This is a genomic window from Streptomyces caniscabiei, assembly GCF_014930365.1.
Classification (GTDB): Bacteria; Actinomycetota; Actinomycetes; order Streptomycetales; family Streptomycetaceae; genus Streptomyces; species Streptomyces caniscabiei.
Map to the genome: position 1 here is coordinate 71,799 of NZ_JABXWI010000020.1, position 22,642 is coordinate 94,440.

General features: G+C 72.9%; 17 protein-coding genes. 12 read left to right on the plus strand and 5 right to left on the minus strand.

Annotated elements, in window-relative coordinates; all coding sequences use genetic code 11:
• Positions 1 to 4: 4 nt before the first annotated feature.
• The gene (locus HW837_RS39625) at positions 5 to 1,288 is read right to left on the minus strand and encodes a TerD family protein (RefSeq protein WP_234442752.1); all 1,284 of its coding nucleotides are present in this window, start codon (positions 1,286 to 1,288) and stop codon (positions 5 to 7) included.
• A gap of 315 nt (positions 1,289 to 1,603) precedes the next feature.
• Here HW837_RS39625 and HW837_RS39630 point away from each other — a divergent pair, with 315 nt between their 5' ends.
• The 5 genes from HW837_RS39630 to HW837_RS39650 all read left to right on the plus strand — a co-directional run bounded on the left by HW837_RS39630 (position 1,604) and on the right by HW837_RS39650 (position 7,938).
• Positions 1,604 to 2,041: a DUF6643 family protein gene (locus HW837_RS39630; RefSeq protein ID WP_045561781.1), complete on the plus strand. Its 438-nt coding sequence runs from the start codon at positions 1,604 to 1,606 to the stop codon at positions 2,039 to 2,041.
• 54 nt (positions 2,042 to 2,095) lie between these two features.
• The gene (locus HW837_RS39635) at positions 2,096 to 2,920 is read left to right on the plus strand and encodes an MOSC domain-containing protein (protein ID WP_045561780.1); all 825 of its coding nucleotides are present in this window, start codon (positions 2,096 to 2,098) and stop codon (positions 2,918 to 2,920) included.
• A gap of 243 nt (positions 2,921 to 3,163) precedes the next feature.
• Positions 3,164 to 3,787: an Rv1733c family protein gene (locus tag HW837_RS39640; RefSeq protein ID WP_045561779.1), complete on the plus strand. Its 624-nt coding sequence runs from the start codon at positions 3,164 to 3,166 to the stop codon at positions 3,785 to 3,787.
• 111 nt (positions 3,788 to 3,898) lie between these two features.
• A complete protein-coding gene (locus HW837_RS39645) occupies positions 3,899 to 6,337 on the plus strand; it encodes a right-handed parallel beta-helix repeat-containing protein (RefSeq protein ID WP_045561778.1) in 2,439 nt (812 codons plus the stop codon).
• Between the two features lie 104 nt (positions 6,338 to 6,441).
• The gene (locus HW837_RS39650) at positions 6,442 to 7,938 is read left to right on the plus strand and encodes an alpha/beta hydrolase (RefSeq protein ID WP_193381649.1); all 1,497 of its coding nucleotides are present in this window, start codon (positions 6,442 to 6,444) and stop codon (positions 7,936 to 7,938) included.
• Here HW837_RS39650 and HW837_RS49180 read toward each other — a convergent pair.
• Positions 7,935 to 10,700: a hypothetical protein gene (locus tag HW837_RS49180; protein ID WP_390623619.1), complete on the minus strand. Its 2,766-nt coding sequence runs from the start codon at positions 10,698 to 10,700 to the stop codon at positions 7,935 to 7,937. The genes HW837_RS39650 and HW837_RS49180 overlap by 4 nt on opposite strands.
• A gap of 292 nt (positions 10,701 to 10,992) precedes the next feature.
• Between HW837_RS49180 and HW837_RS39665 the strand changes: the two genes are divergently transcribed.
• Positions 10,993 to 11,826: a DeoR/GlpR family DNA-binding transcription regulator gene (locus tag HW837_RS39665; RefSeq protein WP_045561776.1), complete on the plus strand. Its 834-nt coding sequence runs from the start codon at positions 10,993 to 10,995 to the stop codon at positions 11,824 to 11,826.
• A gap of 134 nt (positions 11,827 to 11,960) precedes the next feature.
• Here HW837_RS39665 and cds1 read toward each other — a convergent pair whose 3' ends face one another.
• Positions 11,961 to 13,085 (minus strand): L-cysteine desulfhydrase Cds1, encoded by a 1,125-nt coding sequence (gene cds1, locus HW837_RS39670; RefSeq protein WP_045561775.1) that lies wholly within the window; start codon positions 13,083 to 13,085, stop codon positions 11,961 to 11,963.
• 356 nt (positions 13,086 to 13,441) lie between these two features.
• Here cds1 and HW837_RS39675 point away from each other — a divergent pair, with 356 nt between their 5' ends.
• Together HW837_RS39675 and HW837_RS39680 are read left to right on the plus strand one after the other, a co-directional pair.
• Complete coding sequence (locus HW837_RS39675; protein ID WP_045561774.1) at positions 13,442 to 13,765, plus strand: hypothetical protein; 324 nt, start codon at positions 13,442 to 13,444, stop codon at positions 13,763 to 13,765.
• 273 nt (positions 13,766 to 14,038) lie between these two features.
• Positions 14,039 to 14,572 (plus strand): ATP-binding protein, encoded by a 534-nt coding sequence (locus HW837_RS39680; RefSeq protein WP_193381648.1) that lies wholly within the window; start codon positions 14,039 to 14,041, stop codon positions 14,570 to 14,572.
• 44 nt (positions 14,573 to 14,616) lie between these two features.
• Here the strand turns inward: HW837_RS39680 and HW837_RS39685 are convergent, their stop codons facing one another.
• Positions 14,617 to 16,089, minus strand: a complete 1,473-nt coding sequence (locus tag HW837_RS39685) for a ketol-acid reductoisomerase (protein ID WP_045561772.1) — start codon at positions 16,087 to 16,089, stop codon at positions 14,617 to 14,619.
• A 90-nt stretch (positions 16,090 to 16,179) separates the two neighbouring features.
• Between HW837_RS39685 and ilvY the strand changes: the two genes are divergently transcribed.
• From ilvY to HW837_RS39705, 4 genes are all read left to right on the plus strand, one after another.
• Positions 16,180 to 17,049 (plus strand): HTH-type transcriptional activator IlvY, encoded by an 870-nt coding sequence (ilvY, locus tag HW837_RS39690; RefSeq protein ID WP_045561771.1) that lies wholly within the window; start codon positions 16,180 to 16,182, stop codon positions 17,047 to 17,049.
• 201 nt (positions 17,050 to 17,250) lie between these two features.
• Positions 17,251 to 19,941 carry a YfhO family protein gene (locus HW837_RS39695; RefSeq protein ID WP_313895651.1) on the plus strand — a complete coding sequence of 897 codons (2,691 nt, stop codon included), beginning with the start codon at positions 17,251 to 17,253 and terminating at the stop codon, positions 19,939 to 19,941.
• Between the two features lie 22 nt (positions 19,942 to 19,963).
• On the plus strand, positions 19,964 to 20,941 hold the full coding sequence (locus HW837_RS39700) for a glycosyltransferase family 2 protein (protein ID WP_045561769.1): 978 nt from the start codon (positions 19,964 to 19,966) through the stop codon (positions 20,939 to 20,941).
• Positions 20,941 to 21,375 carry a GtrA family protein gene (locus HW837_RS39705; RefSeq protein WP_078853830.1) on the plus strand — a complete coding sequence of 145 codons (435 nt, stop codon included), beginning with the start codon at positions 20,941 to 20,943 and terminating at the stop codon, positions 21,373 to 21,375. Before HW837_RS39700 ends, HW837_RS39705 begins: the two co-directional genes overlap by 1 nt.
• Before the next feature lie 6 nt (positions 21,376 to 21,381).
• On the opposite strand, the gene HW837_RS39710 is transcribed toward HW837_RS39705, so the two are convergent.
• Positions 21,382 to 22,623 (minus strand): ROK family protein, encoded by a 1,242-nt coding sequence (locus HW837_RS39710; RefSeq protein ID WP_045561768.1) that lies wholly within the window; start codon positions 22,621 to 22,623, stop codon positions 21,382 to 21,384.
• Between the last annotated feature and the right edge of the window lie 19 nt (positions 22,624 to 22,642).

Sequence of the window (22,642 nt, forward strand, 5' to 3'; positions counted from 1 at the left end):
CCGGTTATTTCCGGCCGGGGGTCCAGTTCATGCCCCACCCGTAGGCGTAGTCGACCGTGCGCTGCGGGCTCACTCCGCGCTCGGGGACGAGGTAGCGGGCCTCGCGCTGGACGATGAGGTCGCCGCCCTGGTTGGTGATGAGGGCGAGGGCGCAGACGGTGGAGGGGACCGTGCACTCGTCGAGCGAGAAGTCGATGGCTGCGCCGTGCTGCGGCTGGAGGGTGACCGTGGCGTGCAGGTCGGCGAAGGAGCGGGCGCCCTCGTAGATGGTGACGAAGATGAGGATGCGCCGGAAGTACTGCTTGTGGTCGAGGTTGACGGTGAGGTTCTCGCCGCTGCTGACGGCGCCGGTGCGGTCGTCGCCGTCGAGATGGATGAACGGCGGCTGCCCCAGTGAGCCGAAGGCGTTCCCGAGTGCCTGGACGACGCCCTTGCTGCCGTCGGAGAGTTCGAACAGGGCGCACAGGTCGAGGTCGAGGTCCGCGTGCATGGCGACGGCCCGGCCCAGTTTGCTGCCCCAGCCCTTGAACTGCTTGCGCACCTCCCAGTTGAGGTTCACACGCATGGCGCCGGATGTGCCGCCCTGTTTGGTCAGGGAGACCGCCGGGGCCTCCTTGGTGAGCGTCACCTTGGTGAGGCGGACGGGGGCCGGGGCCGCCGCGGGCGGGGCGGGAGGCGGCGGCGGGGCGGTCGTCACCGGCGGCGGCACGGTGACGGGCGGGGCGACGGGGGCGGGCGCGGCCACCGGCGGCGCCGCCTGCTGGGGCTCGTCCACCGTGATGCCGTAGTCGGTGGCGAGGCCTTCGAGGCCGGTGCTGTAGCCCTGGCCGACGGCGCGGAACTTCCAGGCGCCCTGGCGGCGGTAGAACTCACCGAGGACGAAAGCGGTTTCGACGCCGGCGTCCGCGCTGTCGTAGCGGGCGACCTCCGTGCCCGCCCGCTCGTCGAGCACCCGGATGTACAGTCCGGGCACCTGCCCGAAGGTGCCGCCGTCCGCCGAGGCGACCACCACGACGGTCTCGATGGCGGGCTCCACGCGCGCGAGGTCGACGAGGAGCGAGTCGGTGACCTGTCCCGCGGCGTCGCGCTTGCCCTCGTGGCGGACCGCGCCGGAGGAGTGCGCGGGCTGGTTGTAGAAGACGAAGTCGGCGTCCGAGCGCACCTTTCCGCCGACGAGCAGCAGCGCCGAGGCGTCCGCGTCGGGCACGCCCGGTCCGGAGCGCCAGCCCAGTTCGACGCGCAGCGCGGCCGTCGGTACCGCGGTGTTCGATCCTTTCGGCATTGACATGTCCGCCCCCATCAGAAGGTCATCCAGAAGGTCGTCACCGGGCCGCGTCCCGCGCTGTCCGTCGGATCCGGCCGGGTCCGTTGTCGGCCCAACCTATTCCCCCGGCCCCCCGAACCCCCAGAACCCGTACCGAAAGATCCTCGGCCAACCGCCGGTAACCCGCCAGGAACTCGGCCTTTACACGATCAGAAGACTCTTTGCTGCCCTTTTTCGCCGAGTTCGCTCGCATTGGGGATCCAGCGTCACTGCCGACACGGAAAACAACCCTCTTATCGGTCTCCCCAACCAGCACATCGTGGGCTTAACTTATGTGCCATGACCTCCCCCCGCTCCACCTACGGCGGCGGTTACTACTCCGCCTCGTCCTTCGCGGACACCCCGATCTACGACTCTCTCGTCGCCGAGCGGGGCACCCCTCAGATCGCCCCGATCCGGGTACCCGCCGCGTACGACATCCCGGGCAGCAACCTGCCCGCGCTCCCGTCGGCGCTGCCCGCGCTGCCGGCCGGTCCCTCCCAGCCCGCCTACGGTTATCCGCAGGCCCAGCAGCCTTCGCCGCTCCAGCAGGCGCCGAACGCGTACATCCCGCAGCAGTCCGCGGGTCCGCGCGGCTACCCGGGCGCCCAGCCGCAGCAGCAGCAGCAACGCCCCATGGCGGGCTACGAGGCCATGCGCCCGGCGGCACCCCGCCCGGCCCCCGCGGCCCCGTACCAGCAGGACCCGTACAACGGCCAGCAGTACCGCGGGTACTGAGGCTTCTGGAACGTTTCGCGTGGGGTTGTCACAGCCTGCTGGCAGGATGACCCCATGGGGAATCCGTCACTGCACTCGATCCACGTCCACCCGCTGAAGGCGGCCCGGGGCTTCGCCCCCGACGAGGCCGTCGTGGAGCCCTGGGGGCTGGCGGGCGACCGCCGTTGGGTGCTGGTCGACGACTCGGGCAAGGTCATCACTCAACGTCCGCATCCGCGTATGGCGTTGGCCGCCGCCGGGCTGCTGCCCGGCGGCGGTCTCGTGCTGTCCGCGCCCGGCCGCGAGCCGCTCACCGTCCCGGTGCCCGCGCCCACCGGCACGACCACCGTGGAGATCTGGCGGGACAAGGTGGAGGCGGTCCCCGCCGACGACGCGGCGCACACCTGGTTCAGTGACTACCTGGGCCTCCCGGTGCGCCTGGTGCATCTCGACGACCCGGCGACCCGGCGCCCGATCGACCCCGAGTACGCCCGCCCCGGCGAGACCGTCAGCTTCGCCGACGGCTATCCGCTGCTGCTCACCACGCTCGCCTCACTGGCCGCGCTCAACGACCTCGTCGCGCGGGGCGACCACGCCGAGGAGAGCCCCCTGCCCATGAGCCGCTTCCGGCCCAACGTGGTCGTCGACGGCACGGACGCCTGGGCCGAGGACGGCTGGCGACGCGTCGCCATCGGCGAAGTGAGCTTCCGGGTGGCCAAGATGTGCGGCCGGTGCGTGGTGACCACCACCGACCAGGACACCGCCGAGCGCGGTCGTGAGCCGCTGCGCACCCTCGCCCGCCACCGCCGTTTCGGCGACAAGCTGGTCTTCGGGCAGAACCTCGTCCCGGAATCCGCGGGCACGGTACGGGTCGGCGATCCGGTCCGGGTGCTCGAATAGCGAGTTCGGTCCCGACGAGTTCTGAGCGGTCCTGGGAGAACCCCCCGCTCGCCCTTGAAAATTCAATCTCCTACGATTCGGTCCGTGTCCAGGGAACACACGCCCCGGGTCCGGCCGTTGGGTCTTTGTGTGAGAACTTCATGAGAAGGCCGGCGGGAGGGTGATTTCCCTCTCTCTCGACCGGAACTGCGCGTGGACGGTTCCGCCCGGGGCTATCACGGACGCGTAAGGGGGTGTGGGGCGGTGCGGGCAATCGGTGGACTGCGGGCGTTCGGTGGCCTGTGGCGCTGGCGTCACAACCCGCTGCGGCGGACGACCGATCTGGTCGAGGCCTGGCTGGCGTTCGCGGCCCTCGTGCTGATCCTCGTCGCCGCGCCGCTGATCGGCGCCGTCGTCGGCGGCGCCGCCCAGAGCGCCCTGCAGCAGGCCGTGCGCGACCAGCAGCACAGCCGCCACCGGGTCACGGCCACGGTCGTCAAGAAGGTCGACGGCTCCCCGCTGGACCCGGATCCGGAGACCGCGACGACCCGCGACCGGCAGAGCCGCGTCGTCGCCGACTGGACCGGCCCGGACGGCACGCCGCGCCACGGCACGGTCATGGCGAACCTCAAGACCCCGCAGCCCGGCGACCACTTCACCCTGTGGACGGACGACCAGGGCCGGACGGTGGGACGTCCCCTGGACACCGCCACCGCCACGACCCACGCGGTGCTGGCCGGATTCGGCGCCACCGTGCTCGCCGCGGGACTCGTCGAGGGCGCCAGACGCTTGATCGTCTGGCGCATGGTCCGCCACCGCTACACCCGTTGGGACCAGGCATGGGACAAGGCCGGGCCGGACTGGGGCAGGACGGGCACGGGCAGCTGACCGCCTTCCCACTCCGGTCAACTCCCCCTGCCCGCGCACGCTACGGTGGACCGACCAGCCGAACTGTTCGGCATCGACCCGCGTTCCACGAGGTGGGGGCACAGCAACGCCATGGCACAGGGCACGGTCCAGGTGACGCACACCGGTACATCGCGGTGGCGGCGCCGCACGGGTGAGTACTCGTCGCTCGCCGCGGCCCTGGAGGCCGCGAGCGACGGCGACGTGCTCATCGTCGCTCCGGGCACGTACCGGGAGAACCTCGTGGTGCGGCGCGGAGTCACGCTGCGCGGCCCGGAGGGCTCGCCCGGCTCGGTGCGCATCGCGCCCGCCGACGGCGTACCGCTGACCGTCGCCGCCTCGGCCGTCGTGCAGGACCTGCATGTGGAGGGGCAGGACGCGGCGGCGCCCGCGCTGCTCGTCGAGGACGGCACCCCCGAGCTGCTGGATCTGCGGATCGTCACCCGCTCCGCGGCCGGTATCGAGGTGCGCGGCGGCGCCCGCCCCACGGTCCGCCGCTGCACCGTCGACAACCCGGCCGGCATCGGCATCGCCGTGGTCGACGGCGGTGGCGGTGTGTTCGAGGAGTGCGAGGTCGTCGCGGCCGGCCAGGCCGGTGTCGCGGTGCGCGGCGGCGGCCGTCCGCGGCTGGAGCGGTGCCGGGTGCACCACACCTCCGGCTCGGGCCTGACGGCGACCGGGGAGAACTCCTCCCTGGAGGCGGTCGGTTGCGAGGTCTACGAGGTCCGCGGCAGCGGCGTGCAGATCACCGGCCGTGCCACGGCCCATCTCACCGACTGCGACGTGCACCGGACCACCGCCGACGGGGTCACCCTGGACACGGACGCCGTGCTCACCCTCGCGGACTGCCGCATCCACGACATCCCGGAGAACGCGGTCGACCTCCGCTCGCGCTCCGTCCTCACCCTGACCCGCACCTCGGTCCGGCAGTTCGGGCGCAACGGCCTGTCGGTGTGGGACCCGGGCACCCGGGTGGACGCCAACCAGTGCGAGATCTTCGACAGCACCGGTGACTACCCGGCGGTCTGGGTCAGCGACGGCGCGACGGCAGTGCTGGAGTCCTGCCGGGTGCACGACGTGCCGGACGCGCTGTTCGTCCTGGACCGGGGCTCGCGCGCGGACGTCGTCGACAGCGACCTGTCGCAGGTGCGCAACACGGCGGTGTCCGTGAGCGACGGCGCCACCGCGCAGCTCGACGACTGCCGCATCAGGGACGCCGCCACGGGCGCCTGGTTCCGCGACCACGGCAGCGGCGGCACCCTCAACGGCTGCACGGTGGACGGCACCCAGACCGGCGTGATCGTCACCAAGGGCGCCGACCCGACCATCGAGCGCTGCACGGTGACCTCGCCCGCCGAGGCGGGCTTCTACGTCTCCGCCGAGGGCCGCGGCAGCTTCCTCGACTGCCGGGTCACCGGCAGCGGCGGCTACGGCTTCCACATCATCGACGGCTGCCGGGCGACCTTGCGTAAATGCCGTACGGAGCGCTGCGCGCGCGGTGGTTACGAGTTCGCGGACGGCGGCACCGGCGCCGTCGGCGGCGGCCCGGTGGTCGAGGACTGCGCGAGCGACGAGAGCGCGGGCGTACGCCCCCCGGTATCCCGGGAGACGGCCACCCAGACCGCGGCCCCGTCGCCCGGTCTGCTGGGCTCGATCCCCGGGCAGCGCACCACCGAACAGCCGCCGGCCGCCGTTCCCGCCGCCGAGCCCGAGCCGCCGGCACGGACCTCGAAGGCCGTCCTCGGTGAACTCGACGCGCTGGTCGGCCTGGACAGCGTCAAGCGCGAGGTCCGCGCCCTCACCGACATGATCGAGGTGGGCCGTCGCCGCCAGCAGGCCGGCCTCAAGGCGGCGTCGGTCAAACGGCACCTGGTGTTCACGGGCTCCCCCGGCACCGGCAAGACCACGGTGGCCCGCCTCTACGGCGAGATCCTGGCCTCTCTCGGCGTCCTGGAGAAGGGGCACCTCGTCGAGGTGTCCCGGGTGGACCTGGTCGGCGAGCACATCGGCTCCACCGCGATCCGCACCCAGGAAGCCTTCCAACGGGCCCATGGCGGTGTGCTGTTCATCGACGAGGCGTACGCGCTGTCGCCGGAGGACTCCGGGAGGGACTTCGGCAAGGAGGCCATCGACACGCTGGTGAAGCTGATGGAGGACCACCGCGACGCGGTCGTGGTGATCGTCGCGGGCTACACGGCCGAGATGGAGCGCTTCCTCACCGTCAACCCCGGTGTGGCGTCCCGCTTCTCACGGACCATCACCTTCGACGACTACGTCCCGGACGAGCTGTTGCGGATCGTGGAGCAGCAGGCCGAGGAGCACGAGTACCGGCTGGCGCCGGGCGCGGGCGACGCCCTGCTGACGTACTTCACCGCCCTCCCCAAGGGCCCGGCCTTCGGCAACGGCCGGACCGCGCGGCAGACCTTCGAGGCGATGGTCGAGCGGCACGCGAGCCGGGTCGCCCAGGTCGACGAACCGAGCACGGACGACCTGACGTTGCTGTTCGCGGAGGACCTGCCGCAGCTGCCGTAGGCGAGGTCGGGGGCCGGCGGGCGTGCGGGCCGGGGGCAATCCCCACCCCCGGGTGACCGGGCTGCCGGATGGGGCGGCAGTGGCCCCTCGGACACGATGGGGCCATGACAGTTCGCACACGAAACGTCCTGGTCCTCGCACTGACCGCCTCGGTCGTCGGCACCGCGCTGACGGCCACGACCCAGGCCCTCGCCTCCTCGTCCTTACCCGCGCTCTCCTGGCGCCCCTGTGCCCAGCCGGGCGGTCCGGCCGGGCAGGAGTGCGCCGAGTTGGCCGTACCGGTCGACCACCGGAACCCCGACGGCCCCCGGTTGAGCCTCGCGGTGTCCAGGCTGCCCAGTGAGCGCCCCGAGGCCCGGCGGGGCACCCTGCTCGTGCTCCCCGGCGGGCCCGGCGGCTCCGGCATCGCCCGGCTCACCCGGCAGGGCGAGGCACTGCGCCGGGAGCTCGGCGCCACCTACGACATCGTGAGCCTCGATCCGCGCGGCGTCGGCGCCAGCACCCGGGCGTCGTGTCAACTCCCCGCTGCCGACCGATACTTGGTGACCCTTCGGCCCTGGCCCGCGCCGGACGGCGGCATCGCGGAGAACGTCGCCCGCTCCCGCCGCACCGCCGAGTCGTGCGCCCGCAACGGCGGTGCGGTGCTGCGCAGCTTCAGCACCGCCAACGAGGTACGCGACATCGACCGTCTGCGGCAGGCCCTGGGCGAGGAGAAGCTGTCGGCGTACGGCATCTCGTACGGGTCCTACGTCGGTGCCGTGTACGCGCAGAAGTACCCGGAGCGCACCGACCGCTGGGTTCTGGACAGCAACGACGACCCCGATCCCCGGCGGGTGGAACGGGCCTGGGTGGTGAACATGGCGGTCGGCGCGGAGGACCGGTTCCCGGACTTCGCGGCCTGGGCCGCCGATCCGGCCCGGGACGTGGACGGTCTACGGCTCGCCCGGCGGGCCGAGGAGATCCGGCCGCTGTTCCTCTCCCTGGCGGCGGAGCTGGACCACGCGCCGAGGGAGTCGACGACACCGGGTGTGCCGCTCACCGGCAACGTGCTGAGGCAGGTCATGTACGACTCCCTCTACAACGACGCCGCCTTCCCCCGGCTGGCGGGGCTGATGCGGGCGGCCATGACGCCGGGCGCGACCCCCGTGCTGCCGCCGGAGGTCGCCGGGCCGCTCGGCGACGAGGACGCGGCCGTCACGATGGCCGTGATCTGCAACGACGTGCGCTGGCCGCGTTCGGTGGCCGGGTACGAGCGGGCGGTGGCCGCGAACCGGGCGCGCTATCCGCTCACGGCCGGCCTGCCGGGGAACGTCTTCCCCTGCGCCTTCTGGAAGGACACCCCCGCCGAGAAGCCGACCAGGCTCACCGACCGGGGCCCGTCCAACATCCTGATGATCCAGAACCGGCGCGACCCGGCCACCCCGTACGTCGGCGCGTTGCGGATGCGGCGCGCCTTCGGTGACCGGGCGCGGCTCGTCACGGTCGAGCGGGGCGGTCACGGTGTCTACCTGGGCACGGGCAACGCCTGCGGCGACCGCGCCGTGACCACGTTCCTGACCACGGGCGAGCGTCCCGCGAGGGATGTCACGTGTCCGGACTAGGGCGAGGCCCGCGGGCCCGGTAGCTCGGTGCCGAGCCGGTCCAGCAGGTGTCTGCGTTCGGCCACGAAGGCCGGGTCCGCCTGGTAGTCGGAGTGGCCGAGGATCGGGGCGGGCAGGGGGTGGGCGCCGGTGCGGCCGTAGGCGAGGGGGTCGCTGAACGGCTCGGCGTCGACCTGCGGACCGTGCCGGCTCGTCAGCCGAACGGGGCCGCCGATGGGATCGGTGCGGCGGTACAGATTGCGCCAGCAGTCGACCTCGCGGTGCAGGGCGGCGAGGGGCTCGGGGCCGAAGTGGGCGGGGAACCAGCGGCCGTACAGCCGCTCCAGCGGTGAGCCGTAGGTGAGCAGTGCGACGCGGCTGCGGACCGACGGGGTCAGCTGCCAGGCGGCGGCCGCCGCGAGGACGCTGCCCTGGGAGTGGCCGGAGAGGACGAGCCGGCCGCCGGTGGTGCGGGTCCAGGTGGCCATGCGCCAGGTCAGGTCGGGGACGGCCCGCTCGGCATAGCAGGGCGGTGCGAACGGGTGTGCGGCGCGGGGCCAGAAGGTGCCCACGTCCCAGAGGATGCCGATCGTGCGCCGCGCGGAGGCGTCCTTGTAGGCCCGTCGGCCCCAGGTGACGAACAGCAGGAAGCCCACGCCGATCAGCCAGGACCCCAGCGCCTGCGCGGTCTGGGCGGCTCCCTCGACGAAGTCGTACGAGCCCTGCGCCGCCCGCGCCGGGGTCTCCCCCGTCACCAGGGCGCCGGTGAGGGCGGCGGCACCGAGCAGCAGCGTCACGGTGGAGATGACGGCGACGATGCGGGGTGCCCGGTCGGTGAGGGCCGCCATGGCGCGCGTACGCGCGATGCGCCGCGTACGCCCGGAGTCCCGTGCCTCGCGCTCCTCGTCCCCCGGCACACCGGAATCCCCGGGCACGGCCGCTTCACACGGGCCCGGCCCTGCCACCGAGTCCGACGCTCGGCCCGGGCCCGGCGACGTCACCGGCTCCGAGGGCCCTCCCGAGCCGGACGACGCCCCGGATCCCGGCGCCCACTCCGGGCCCGATGGCCTCGTCGCGTGCGACTTTCCTTCCCGACCCGCCAGCCCCTCCCGGCCCGGCAGTCCCTCCCGGCCCGCCAATCCCTCCGAGCCCGGCAGCCCCTGCCGGCTCGGCAGTCCCTCCCCGTGCTGGTGCGGTTCCTCTCCTGTCAGGCCGTACTCCCGCTCCACCGCCTCCGTCTCCGCCCGGCGCAGCACCAGGGTGCGGCGGGTGAGCCAGCCGAGGAGCCCGAGGAGGACCAGGAGGAGGGGCGGGATGACGGAGGCCTGCCAGGTCAGGAGGACGGGCGGGCCGGCGAGGGCGTCGTCGGTGCCGCCCAGCCAGTCGGCGACCCGCTGGGCGACACCGGCGGACATCACCCCGCCGAGCGCGCAGGCGAGCATCGCGACGGCGGGGCCGGCCAGACCGTACATGGCGGTGCGTGCGTCGGGGCGGGAGCGGTGGAGGGTGTGGGCGACCACGCCGAGCGCGACCACGAGCAGGCCCTGCACCAGGGTGATCCCGCCGAAGGTCAGGTCGCCGGGGAGCCGGCCCGTCGACCTCCAGCCGGGGCGCGACCAACCCGCGTACACCACGGCCAGGACGAGCACGGCGACGGCGCAGGCGGGCAGGCGGCGGACCAGGTTCTCGTCGAGGCCCTTGTCGAGGCGGCGCTCGCTGCGGCCCCGGCGGCAGACCACCCAGACCACGGCCACCGCCAGCAGCACGAGGGCCGAGTTCAGCAGCCAGCCCAGGAGCTCCAGGAGGGCCGGTCCGCCCGCCCGGCGGTCGTGGCGGGCCGCCGAGGTGCCGACGGCCGCCGCGACGGTGAGGAACCCGGCCGCCGCGTGGGCGGCGCGGAGCCTGGCGACGAGCCGGCGGCCGTACCAGAAGCCGGGCCGGCCGAGGGCGACACGGGCCGTGTCCTCGACGTCGGGCGCGAGGCGCGGCGCGGCACCACTGCCGGATGCGCCGGGTGCATCGGGTACGCCGGGTGCCTCGGGTGTCGCCTTCGCGTCGTCGGGGCGGCCGTCGTCGCGGTCCATGGGGCGCTGGGACTCGTACTCGCTCCAGGTGCGGTGGGAGAGGTACCACAGCAGGCCGGTCAGCGCGGTGGGGACCACGGCCGCCACGGCGAGGCGGCGGCCCGGCTGGCTCCACCAGCCGCCGTCGGAGACGGCCGGGGAGAGGAAACCGAGCCAGGTGTGCGCCTGCGCGCACGCGCGTGCGCCGGCGCACTGCCAGGCGGTCAGGTCGAGCGCGACCTCACAGGCCGCCGCGACGAGCAGCACGGTCAGGGTCAGTCCGGCCAGGCGGACGAGGAGTCCGTAGAGACGTACCGTGCCGCGGCGACCGCGGGCGGTGGGACGCATCCAGTGCGCGAGGTTGACGACCATGAACGGCAGCAGCAACAGCCACAGGGCACGCGAGCTGTTCCCGGAGGTGAGGTTGCACCAGACGTAGGCCTCGGGGACGGGCTTGCCCCGGTAGTCGGCGGGACGTGTCTCCGCGTCGGCGTCGTCGATGCGCCGGAAGACCGCGGCGGTGTCGTCGCCGGTGACACGGACCGTGCGCGGATCGTCGAGCATGCGTTCGGGGGTGGTGCCGCCGACGCCGTGGACCAGCAGTTCGAGGGCGGGCGCGTCGGTCGTGGAACGGCCGGAATCAGGGGGCGGGCCGCCGTCGCGCGGCGCCGGCTGTTCCCTGGGTTCCGTATGTGCCGTATGTTCCCTCGCACGATCCACTGTTCCGCTTCCCCCGAGACGCTCCGCAAGTCAGATGTGATGCGCAGGCAGAGATGATCGCCCCTGATCGGACGTCATACACCTGTGATCACCGAATCTCCCCGATCCATGTGATAGTGGCGGGCGCGAGGAACGGAGCGTGACGTGCGCGCGACTGTGCGGGGAATGGCGTCGCCGGTGGCGTGGCGTGCGAATATGGGTCGTCCCCGGGACCGGGGACGGGGGAATGTCCATGTCGGAGGGGGTAGGGAAGGCGTGTCGGGCGTGATGGGGCGAGAGGACCGGAGCGAGCGTGAGTGAGAACCAGAACCTCCTCGCGGAGCAGCGCCGAGCCCTGATCCTCGACGAGGTACGACGACGGGGCGGGGTCCGGGTCAACGAGCTGACACGCAAACTCGGTGTGTCGGACATGACCGTGCGTCGCGATCTGGACGCGCTGGCCCGGCAGGGCGCGGTGGAGAAGGTGCACGGCGGCGCGGTGCCGGTGGCCGAGGCGAGCACGCACGAGCCGGGTTTCGAGGCGAAGTCCGGGCTGGAGCTGACCGCCAAGGAGGACATCGCGCGGGCGGCGGCCGAGCTGGTGGCGCCGGGCTCGGCGATCGCGCTGTCGGGCGGTACGACGACGTACGCGCTGGCGCACCGTCTCGTGGACGTGCCGGATCTGACCGTGGTCACCAACTCGGTGCGGGTCGCCGACGTCTTCCATGCCGCTCAGCGCACGACGGGCCCCCGGCAGGGTGCGGCGACCGTCGTGCTCACCGGTGGGGTGCGGACGCCGTCCGACTCGCTGGTGGGGCCGGTGGCCGACCAGGCGATCGCGGCGCTCCACTTCGATGTGCTCTTCCTGGGTGTGCACGGGATATCGGTCGAGGCGGGCCTGTCGACGCCGAACCTGGCGGAGGCCGAGACGAACCGGCGCCTCGTGCAGTCGGCGCGACGGGTCGTGGTGGTGGCCGACCACACCAAGTGGGGGACGGTGGGCCTGAGTTCGTTCGCCGCGCTGGAGCAGGTGGACACGTTGGTGACCGACGCGGGGTTGCCCGCGCAGGCGCGGGCGGAGATCTCCGAGCATCTGCGACGGTTGGTGGTGGCGGGGGAAGACTTCGACGACGGCTCGGACGACTGAGCGCGTTGTGTGCGGGGACGGCTTTCGGCTGCGGGTTGATGGTGGCTGGTCGCGCCCACGCGGCGGAGCCGCATAGCGACACAGCCCCGCGCCCCTGAAGGGGCGCTGCGGGGCCCAGCGGTGGGAACGCGCTCTCAGTCCGTCCACTCGCCCGTCGTCAGGAGCCTCTCGATCGCCGTCGCGTACGGCTCGATGGCCAGGCCCTGCCGGCTCAGCCACTCGTCCGAGTAGTACTTGTCGAGGTAGCGGTCGCCCGGGTCGCACAGGAGGGTGACCACGCTGCCCTGGCGTCCCTCGGCGACCATCTCGGCAACGATCTTGAGGGCGCTCCACAGGCCCGTGCCGGTGGAGCCGCCGGCCTTGCGGCCGATCGCGTTCTCCAGGGCTCTGACGGCGGCGACGCTGGCGGCGTCCGGGACCTTCATCATCCGGTCGACGGCCCCGGGGACGAAGCTGGGCTCCATACGGGGCCGGCCGATGCCCTCGATACGGGAGCCGCAGTCGCAGGTGACGTCGGGGTCGCCGGTGGTCCAGCCCTCGAAGAAGCAGGAGTTCTCCGGGTCGGCGACACAGATACGGGTGTCGTACTGCATGTAGTGGACGTAGCGGGCGATGGTCGCGGAGGTGCCGCCGGTGCCGGCGGTGGCGACGATCCAGGCCGGCTCGGGGAAGCGCTCCAGGCGGAGTTGGCGGAAGACGGACTCGGCGATGTTGTTGTTGCCGCGCCAGTCCGTGGCCCGCTCGGCGTAGGTGAACTGGTCCATGTAGTGGCCGCCGGTCTCCACCGCGAGCCGGGCCGACTCCTCGTACATCTTCCGTGAGTCGTCGACGAAGTGGCAGCTGCCGCCGTGGAACTCGATCAGGCGGATCTTCTCGGCGCTGGTCGTGCGGGGCATGACGGCGATGAAGGGGACGCCGATCAGCTTGGCGAAGTACGCCTCGGAGACGGCCGTGGAGCCACTGGAGGCCTCGATGACGGGGCGGTCCGGCCGGATCCAGCCGTTGCACAGGCCGTAGAGGAAGAGGGAGCGGGCCAGACGGTGCTTCAGGCTGCCGGTGGGATGGGTCGACTCGTCCTTCAGGTACAGGTCGATGCCCCAACTCTCGGGCAGCGGGAAGCGCAGCAGGTGGGTGTCCGCGGAGCGGTTGGCGTCGGCCTGGACCTTGCGCACGGCTTCCTTGAGCCAGCCGCGGTACTCGGTGTCGCTGTGATCGACGTCGAGGGTGGCGCCAGGACGGGTGGGGCGGGCGGTGCTCACGGCGTGCTCCTCACGCATCGCGCCGACGGCGGATCGCGGCGTCGGACGTCCCGATGATAGACACCTTCCGCACGCTTCTCACCTGCATAAACATGCCTTTGGGCCCCTCAAAGACTCTCCTGTGGCGAGGATGCGCGGGGCGCATGGGGGGCGCATGCCGCGCATGCGCCGGAACCCCGCCCCCGGTCCACCGTGCGCACTGGTGCTCGACGCGGGGGACGGGCAGACTTCACCGCACGGGCCGAGTCGACACCGCCGGGGCCGTCCAGGGGAAGGCGACCTCGGGCACACTGGATCACGGTCCGCGACGGATCAGACGACAGGGCACAGCCGAAGCGCACTAGGGGGCGGGGTACATGGCCGAGCCGGAGTTCACGGCCACGGGCGTGCGGATCGGGAAGAGGTTGCGGCAGCTCACCCGGGCGGGGCAGGTCCGGATCGAGGACGGCCGCCTGCAGTTGCTCACCAGCTATGGCAGCGAGATCGACAGCGCGCCGGTCCAGGCGGTCCGGGCCTCCAGGCCCTGGTTCGCCAACGAGGACCGGGCGTTGGCCGACGTCAACGGCACCCGCTACACGCTCACACTGAACGAGCACGACCCCGCTCCGGGGAAGCCCGGTCCACCCTCCGCGCGCCGGTTCATAGAGGCGGTGCGCAGGGCGGCCGGTCGCGGCGGCTGACGAATCGCGAGTTGCGGGACCGGGCCCCCTGGGTCACTCTGGTCTCACGTCACTCTGGGTTTACCGGCGATAACGCTGCGAACCAGCCCGCCGGCCACGTCAGCGGGCGGCGGTCGCCGACAGCCACCCCACGAGCAGGCGGCGGCTCCGGCCTCCGCCCACAGGCGGCAGTCGTAGGCGGCCGCACCACAGCAGGCGGCGTTTTTCGCCCAGCCACCTCGCTGGATCCGTACTCCGATCTTCTTCCGGACTCAACTTCGGGGAGTCGCAGCCGTGATCAGCCAGCAAAGCAGGCACTGCACGGTGGAGCTCCAAGCCCTGCCGTCGCGGATCGGCCAGGTCCGCAGAATCGTATCTGCGCAATTGCGCTACTGGCATCTGGATCCGTTGATAGAGCGGGCCGCACTCGGGGTGACCGAGCTGCTGTCCAACGTCCACCGGCACGCGGAACCGGACAAGATGTGCACCGTGGAGATGGAGTTGCTCCTCGGCCGGCTCACGGTCTCGGTGCACGACCACGACCCCCGTCTCCCGGTCGTCCAGGACGCGGACCCGTTCGCCACCTGCGGCCGAGGGCTCGCGATGGTCGCCGCGGTCAGCGAGAGCTGGGGTGTGCGGCCGCACGGCGAGACCGGGAAGGTCGTGTGGTTCACCCTGCCCGCCTCCTCGGCCGCGGTGCCGAAGATCTCGCCGTACGACACCGGCCTGACGCTCGAAACCGCACAGCCGTACGACACCGGACGCAGGCCCGCCGTGCGCGGGCGCAGGTCCGAACACGCTCCCGCCCGGTCCGCCGTCGCAGGCTGACCGGGCGGTGACCCTCCCACCGGGCCCGCCCCGGACGAACGGGGTCAGCCCACCGAGATGTCCACCGGCGGCCGCAGCTTCGCAGCCGCCGCCAGGGCCTCGTGCACGGGGTGGGCGGCGAAGGACGCCAACAGCTCCCGGTCGGCCGGGCGTTCGGCGGCCGGGTAGGCGATCTGCTCGTACGCGGCCTGGAAACGGGGGCCCCAACGGCGGGCGCCGAGGCGTGCCGTGCGGGAGCAGTTGTCGACCATGTACGCCACGTCCCGGGCGTGCATATAGGGCAGCAGGGAGTCGACGGCCTCGATGACGGACTCGTTGACGATCTCCGACCAGGGGTGGCCGCGCTCGACGAACTCGTCGATCTGCGCGGTCATGGTGGCGACGAAGACTCCCGCCGCGAACGGGTCGACGGGCAGGTCGCGGTCGCCCCGGCGGGCGTGCGCACGGGCGCTGACCGACCACATCGGCGAGCCGCCGATGCCGCTCATCGGGCGCGCGCCGAGCCGGCGTTCGGCCAGGACGACGCTGCGCAGTTCGGTGCCGTCGGCGACCTCGTCGTAGATCTCCGCGACGATCTCACGGGCGGGTGCGTAGGTGGCCGTGAAGGCGCGGTCGAAGACGTCCCGCCCCGCCGCGTCGAGTTCCTCGCGGACCGCGCGGAGTCCGGCGCGGGAGACGGTGCGGGCGATCGGGCCGGTGATGTTCTCGCAGGACCGCTCGTACGCGGTCACCTCGTCGTCACCGGCGAGGCGGCGGCGGGTGTGGAGGCTCTCGACGATGCCGTGGACCGCGCCGAGCAGGATGGCGCGCTCGCCGACGATGTCGGAGAGGTACTCGCCACGCAGAGTGGTGCGGAAGGTGTACGGGGAGCCGAGGGCGACCGACCAGGCGAGGGCGCGGTCGGTCGCACGGCCGTCGGGGTCGGCGTGGACGGCGTAACTGCTGTTGATCCCGGCGCCGTTGATCTCGGCGCCCTGTTCGTAGAGGCGGCGGACCGAGTCGCCCATCCCCTTCGGGCAGACGGCGATCACACCGTGGCCGGGCGGGAAGTCGCCGCCGGTCTCCCGGAGATGGCCGAGGAGGAAGCCGTGGGAGAGACCGATGGTGGCGCCGGGCTTCAGGGCGGCGAAGATCTCCCGGTGGTGGGCGGCGAGGGCCGCGTCGGCGATCAGGAGGATGACGAGGTCGCTCTCGGCGGTGACGGCGAGCCAGTCGCCGAGGGTGCCGTCCGCCTCGGTGAAGCCGTGGGCGCGGGCGTCGGCGGCCGAGGCGGAGCCGGGGCGCAGTCCGACGGCGACCGTGATGCCGGTGCCGGCGAGGGAGTCGCGCAGGTTGCGGGCCTGGGCCCGGCCCTGCGGTCCCCAGCCGACGACCCCGATGCGACGCACCCCGGCGAAGGCCTCGGGGAGCAGCGGGAAGAGATGGCGGCCGCCGCGCAGGACGGTCTCGGTGCCGCCGGGCATGTCCAGGGGTTCGAGGGCGAAGACGGTGGAGGCGGCCGTGGAAGTGGTGGTCATGGAGGAGTTGTAGGGTCCGGGCGAGCGTTGCGACAAGCGCAACCTTTGCAGCGGAGCGTTGCAGGAGCAGAAAGGCCCTGGTGGGCGACCATGCGGGACGATCACCGCGACCTGCGGCTGTTTCTCCATCTGGCCGGGACGCTGAACTTCGGCCGGACCAGCCTGGAGTGCCATGTCAGCCCGGCGACCCTGACGCGGACGGTGCAGCGGCTGGAGGCGGAGCTGGGGCACCGGCTGCTCGACCGGGGGCCGCGGGGTGTGGCCCTGACGGCCGAGGGGCACCGCTTCCGTGCCTATGCCGCCGAGGCCCTGGAGCTGTGGCAGGCCTACCGCGAGGAGCATCCGGACCCGGCCGAACTCACCGGGCGGCTGGCCGTGTTCGCGACTGTGACCGCGTGTCAGGCGTTGCTGCCCACGCTGCTGGCGCCGTTGCGCGCGGCCCATCCCCAGGTCCGCATCGATCTGCGCACCGGTGACGCGGCGGCCGCGCTGGCCCGGCTGGACGAGGGCGAGGCGGACGTGGCGGTGGCGGGCGTCCCGGCGCGGCTGCCGGAGTCGCTGGTCAGCCGGACGGTGGCCACCACGGACCTGGTGTTCGTCACCGCCCGCGAACGCCCCGACCCCGGGCTCGACGGCCCCTTCGTCCTCCCCCACCGGGGCCTGGTCCGTGACGCCGCCGACCGCTGGTTCCGCTCCCACGGACTCTCCCCCGACCCGGCGGCCGAACCGGAGGGCCACGAGGCTCTGCTGACCCTCGTCGCACTCGGCTGCGGCACGGGGGTGGTCCCCCGGCTGGTCCTCGACCACAGCGCCGTCCGCGACCGGCTCACGGTGATCCCCACCGAGCACCCTCCGCCGCCGTTCCCGATCGGGCTGTGCGTGCGCAGGGCGGATCTGCGGCGACCTCATGTGGCGGCCCTGTGGAGCCTGACGGCGGAGTTCACCTTCCGATCACCCTGAGGACGACTTCCGTACCGCCCCCGGCAATTACCTCTTCGCCTTCTCCCGCGCTATTCGGAATTGGCGCTTTCATTTCTTGTGGGCGGCACAACCTTCAACGAGTCCCGGGCCTCTAATTCGGCGAACCGAAATGGGGGGACCGTCGAAAATGAAGCAGGCAGTACAACGGAACTCGGTGTGCAGAACGGACAGGGACCGGGTGTGAATCCGACTACCCGTTCCGTGGCGGGGATCCGGCCGCAGGGAAAGGCCGCGCTGTTCGCCGCCGCGTTCACGGTCGCCGTGCTCTGCGCCGGCGACGTCATGGCCCGCAGCCGGCCCTTCGGCCCGCGCACGCGGAGCGTCAACGACCTCGGCAACCAGTACGTACCGTTCCACGCGCACCTGTGGGACCTGCTGCACGGCAGGGCGGACGGCGGGCTGTACGTCAACTGGCGGTCGGGCTACGGCTCCAGCTTCCTGCCCGACCTCGGCACGTACCTCAGCAGCCCCTTCGCCCCGCTCGTGGCGGTGTTCCCGCGCGACGAGATCGACCTCGCGGTGTACGTGGTCACCCTGCTGAAGGTGGCGTCGGCCGCCGCCGCGGCGGCCTGGCTGCTGCTCGCGCTGCGTCCCGGGCGCTGGTGGGCGGCGGGGCTGCTCGGCTCGTCGTACGCGCTGTGCGGCTGGACCCTGGCGGACGCGGTCCCCAACCCGATGTGGCTCGACGGTCTGGTCTTCCTGCCGCTGCTCTGCCTGGTCGGCGAGTGGGCGCGGCGGGGGCGGCGGCCGTTCCTCGGAGTGCTGATCGTGGCGCTCGCCTGGACCGCCAACTTCTACACCGCGTACATGGCCACCCTCGCCGCGGGTCTGGTGCTCCTGCTCCGGCTGTGGCTCGGCGACCTCACACGCCGGCAGCGGACCCGGGCCGCCGGGCGAGCGGCCCTGATCACCGTCCTCGGCATGGGTCTGGCCGCGCCCCTGGTGACCGTCGTGTACTTCGGCACCCGGCACGCCCACCCGGGCCGGGTCCGGCAGTTCACGCCCGTCCCCACCGAGGACCTGCTCGCCCGGCTGCTGCCGGGGACCTACAGCTACGGGACCCCGGCCGTGTTCGTGGGCACCACCGCGTTGCTGCTGGCGCTCGCCCTGCCCTTCCACCGGGCGGCCCCGGCACGGGTGCGCGCCGGGTGGACGCTGCTGGTCGTGGCGGTGGCCCTGTCGATGCAGTGGGGCCCGACGCATCTGCTCTGGCACGCCTTCGCCACCCCGCAGGGCAGCTCCTACCGTCAGGCCTTCGTGCTCTGCGCGCTGCTGGTGATCGCCGCCTGGCACGCCCTGTCGTACGGCGTTCCGGGCCCGCGCGCGCTGGGCGCGGCGGGGGTGCTGCTCGCGCTGGTGATCGTGGTCGCGAGCGGCAGCGAGCGGACCACCCGCGCCTTCACCCTGCCGCTCGCCCTGCTCGCCGCCGTCGGAGCGCTGGGCGGTCTGCTGCTGCTCGGGCGGAGGCGGAGGAACGGCCGGCCCCTCGCCGTGCTCGCCGTGGCGCTTCTCGTGTGCACGCAGTTCGGCGAGTCGGCCGTCACCTCGGCCGCCGACACCCGGCTGCGGCTCGGGCACCTGGACGACTACGCGCCCTGGGGCGCGCGGCAGCGGGAGCAGGCGGCCGCGATCGCCGGGGCCGACGGCTGGCCGCGCCACCGGACCGACCCGGGCCGCGAACAGACGGTCGGCAACGACCCGTTGCTGGTGGGCGGGCAGGGCGCCCAGTACTACAGCAGTCTCACCTCGGACGTGCTCAGCCGGACGCTGACCGCCTTCGGGGGCGGCTGGACCTCGCGCGGCCGCAGTGTGCAGAGCCTGGACAACCCGGTCACGGACGCGATCTTCTCGGTCGGCGCCCGGGTGCACTCCCCGCCCGACCCGCACCAGAACTGGTTCCCGCAGGACGGCAGCGGGGTGACCGTGACCCGGCAGGACGTACCGCCGCTGGTCACGGTGCGGCCGCACCCCGACCGCGCCGACGGCCCCACGGACCTCTCCGGTTTCGGGCCGTCGCCGTACCGCAACCAGGAGCTGCTGCTGGGGTCGAGGGTGTACACCGTGCCCCGGCTCACCGTGCGCACCGCCGCCGGGAGGCCGCCGTCGCCGAGCGACGACGGGCGGCCGGGGGTGCGGGTGGGCCCGCTGCCCTACGCGAGCGCGCCGCTGAAGCCGACGATCACGGGCAGCTGTCCGGCCGGGTCCGAGCTGTTCCTGTGGGCGCCGCACCTGTCGGGCACCGCGCGGCTCGCCGACGGCGCCCCCTCCGGGATCGGGCCCGGTGTGGAGCCGACCGGGCGGTACCGCTCCGACCAGCCCGTCACCAAGATCGCCCCGATGCAGCGGCTGGGCACGGTCGGGCATTCCGGACGGTTCCGCGTCGAGCTGTCACCGAACAGGACGAGCCTGGTCCCGGAGGGAGCGGTCGGCTGTCTGGACACCGCGCGGCTGCGCCACGCCGTGGCAGAGCTGAGGGCCACCGGCGCCACCCGCGTGAGCGTGGACGACGGCACCGTACGGGCCGAACTGCCCGCCCACAGCACGGGGATCGCGGTCGTCGCCGCGCCCCGGATCTCCGGTTGGCGCTGTGCCGCCGGAAACGCCCCCGCTCTGCCCGCCAAGAGCCACCACGGCCTGATCGCCGTACCGCTGTACGGCTCGGTCAGCAGTGTGACCTGCACGTTCCATCCGCCCGGACTGCGCCTGGGCACGGCGGTCGGGGCGCTCTCGCTCACCGCCGTCCTCGCGCTCGCGGCGGCGGGCCGGCTCCGCCGCCGGGCACGGGACAGGCCCGTCCCCGTGACCTCCGCCACCGCACCACCCGCGCCGGACGACCCGACCGTACGCGAGCGCGTGACCACCGCTCCGTGAACCGCACCCCTGGGGGAGTTCCATGCTCATCTCGATCGTCGCACCCTGCCACAACGAGGAAGCCGTCCTCGCGCGCTTCCACGAGGAGATCCAGAAGGTCGCGGAGGAACTGCTGCCGCTCGGCCACGACATGGAGTTCGTGTACGTCGACGACGGCAGCCGGGACCGTACGCTCGCCGTCCTGAGACAGCTGGCGGAGTTCGACGCACGCGTCCGGTACGTGTCGTTCAGCCGCAACTTCGGCAAGGAGGCGGCGCTGCTCGCGGGTCTGCGGCACGCCTCGGGCGACGCCGTGATCGTCATGGACGCCGACCTGCAGCACCCGCCGGAACTGATCCGCCGCATGGTCGACCTGCGCGAACAGGGCTACGACCAGGTCATCGCCCGCCGTACCCGGGCCGGCGACGGTCTGCTGCGCACGGCCACCGCCCGCCTGTACTACCGGCTGGTCAACCGGCTCGTCGACGTGGAACTCGTCGACGGCGTGGGGGACTTCAGGCTGCTGTCACGCCGGGTCGTCGACGCGGTCCTGGACCTGACGGAGTACAACCGCTTCTCCAAGGGGCTCTTCGCCTGGGTCGGTTTCCCCGCTACGACCTTCGAGTACGAGAACGCCGTGCGCGAACACGGCCGCAGCTCCTGGAGTTTCCGGGCGCTGCTCGACTACGGGCTGGACGGGCTCCTCTCCTTCAACAACCGTCCGCTGCGGGCCGCCCTCCACCTCGGCCTGTGCCTGCTGGTGTGCGCGGGGCTCTACACGGCCTGGATCGTGGGCGACGCACTCGTCAACGGCGTGGAGACACCGGGCTATGTCACCATCGTCGTGGCCGTCACCGCCCTCGCCGGAGTACAGATGATCATGCTCGGGGTGATCGGGGAGTACACCGGCCGGATCTACTACGAGGTGAAGGGCCGCCCGCACTTCCTGGTGCAGGCGACCAATGCGGAACAGACGGAGGGGCACGCCGCGTGCGGCACGACGAAGGACCTCATGCGCTGATGGGGACGGCGACACGTACCGAGCCGCGCCCCGCGGGACGCCCGGCGCCGGAGCGGCGCATATCGGGACAGCTCATCAACTTCGCCCTGGTCGGGGTGGTCAACACCGGGGTCTATTACGGCCTGTACCTCTTGTTCCTCCAGGTGCTTCCTTATCTCGCCGCGCATATTCTCGCGTTCGCGCTGAGTATGACGGGCTCGTTCTTCCTGAACGCGCGCTTCACTTATCGCATCCGTCCGACCTGGCGTAAATTCCTGCTGTTCCCGCTGACGAACGCCACCAATTTCCTGGTCACGACGGCCGGTGTGTACGTCGTCGTGGACGTGCTGCACGCGGGCAACCGGTTCGCGCCCCTGCTGGCGTCGGGGGCGGCGATCCCGGTGACCTTCCTGGTGTCCCGCGCGATCATGCTGCGGGGTCCCCGGACCGGGTGAGCCTCGTCAGACCAGCGCGCCCAGCGGGTCGTCGAGCACCGGCTGCCAGGCCAGCTCGGCCGCTCCCACCAGGCTGTTGTGGTCCAGGGTGCAGGCCAGGATCGGGGCGACCCCGCTGTGCCGGCCCCAGAGGCTGCGATCGGCGACGACGGCCCGCAGCCGGTCGGGGTCGGCGTCGAGCAGGGCGCGGTGCATGCCGCCGAGGATGATGCGGTCCGGGTTGAGGATGTTCACCAGGCCCGCGAGCCCGAGGCCGAGGCGGTCGATGATGGCCTCGGCGGCCGTGCGGACGCCCGGGTCGTCGTACCGGGTGCGGATCAGTTCGTTCGCCTGTTGCAGCAGCGAACCCTCGGGGCCCGGGTCGCGGCCCACGGCGGTGAGGAAGGCCCGCGGGTCGGCCTCGACGTCGAGACAGCCGCGGCTGCCGCAGTGGCAGGGGCGGCCCTCGGGGTTCACGGTCAGATGGCCGACCTCCAGGGCCAGGCCCGAACTGCCCATGTGCAGCCGCCCGTCGAGGACCAGCGCGCCACCGACGCCCCGGTGGCCGGTCGCCACGCACAGCAGATCGCGGGAGCCGCGCCCGGCGCCGTGCCGGTGCTCGGCGAGGGCGGCGAGGTTGACGTCGTTCGCCGCGAACGCGGGCCCCGCGATCCCGGCCGCACGGACCCGCTCGGCGAAGATCTCCCGGACCGGCGCCCCGGCGGGCCAGGCCAGGTGCAGCGGGTTCAGCGCCAGCCCCGCCGGTTCGGCGACGGCCGACGGCACGGCCAGGCCCGACCCGACACACCGCCGCCCGGTCCGCGCCAGCAGCTCGGCGCCCGCGTCGACGACCGAGCCGAGCACCTTCGCCGGGTCGGCGTCCACGATCTCGCAGGCGGGCGTGGTGGCGACGATCCGCCCGCCCAGCCCGACCAGCGCGGCACGCCAGCCGTCGGAGTGCACCTGCGCGGCGAGCGCGACGGGCCCCTCCTCGGCGACGTCGAGGCGGTGGGAGGGCCGGCCCTGGGAGCCGGCGGCGGCCCCCGGGTGCGCGTCGACCCGGATCAGCCCCAGCGCCTCCAGTTCGGCGGCCACGGCACCGGCCGTGGCGCGGGTGACGCCCAGTTCGGCGGTGAGCACGGCCCTGGTCGGAGCACGGCCGGTGTGCACCAGTTCCAGCGCCGGACCGAGCGCGCCCCTCCCCCGGTCCAGCCGAGCCCGCGCCGTCGTCCCTTCGCCCGCCGCCTTGGGGGCCGCCTTCCCGTCCATGAGGGCGAGTCTCCCATGA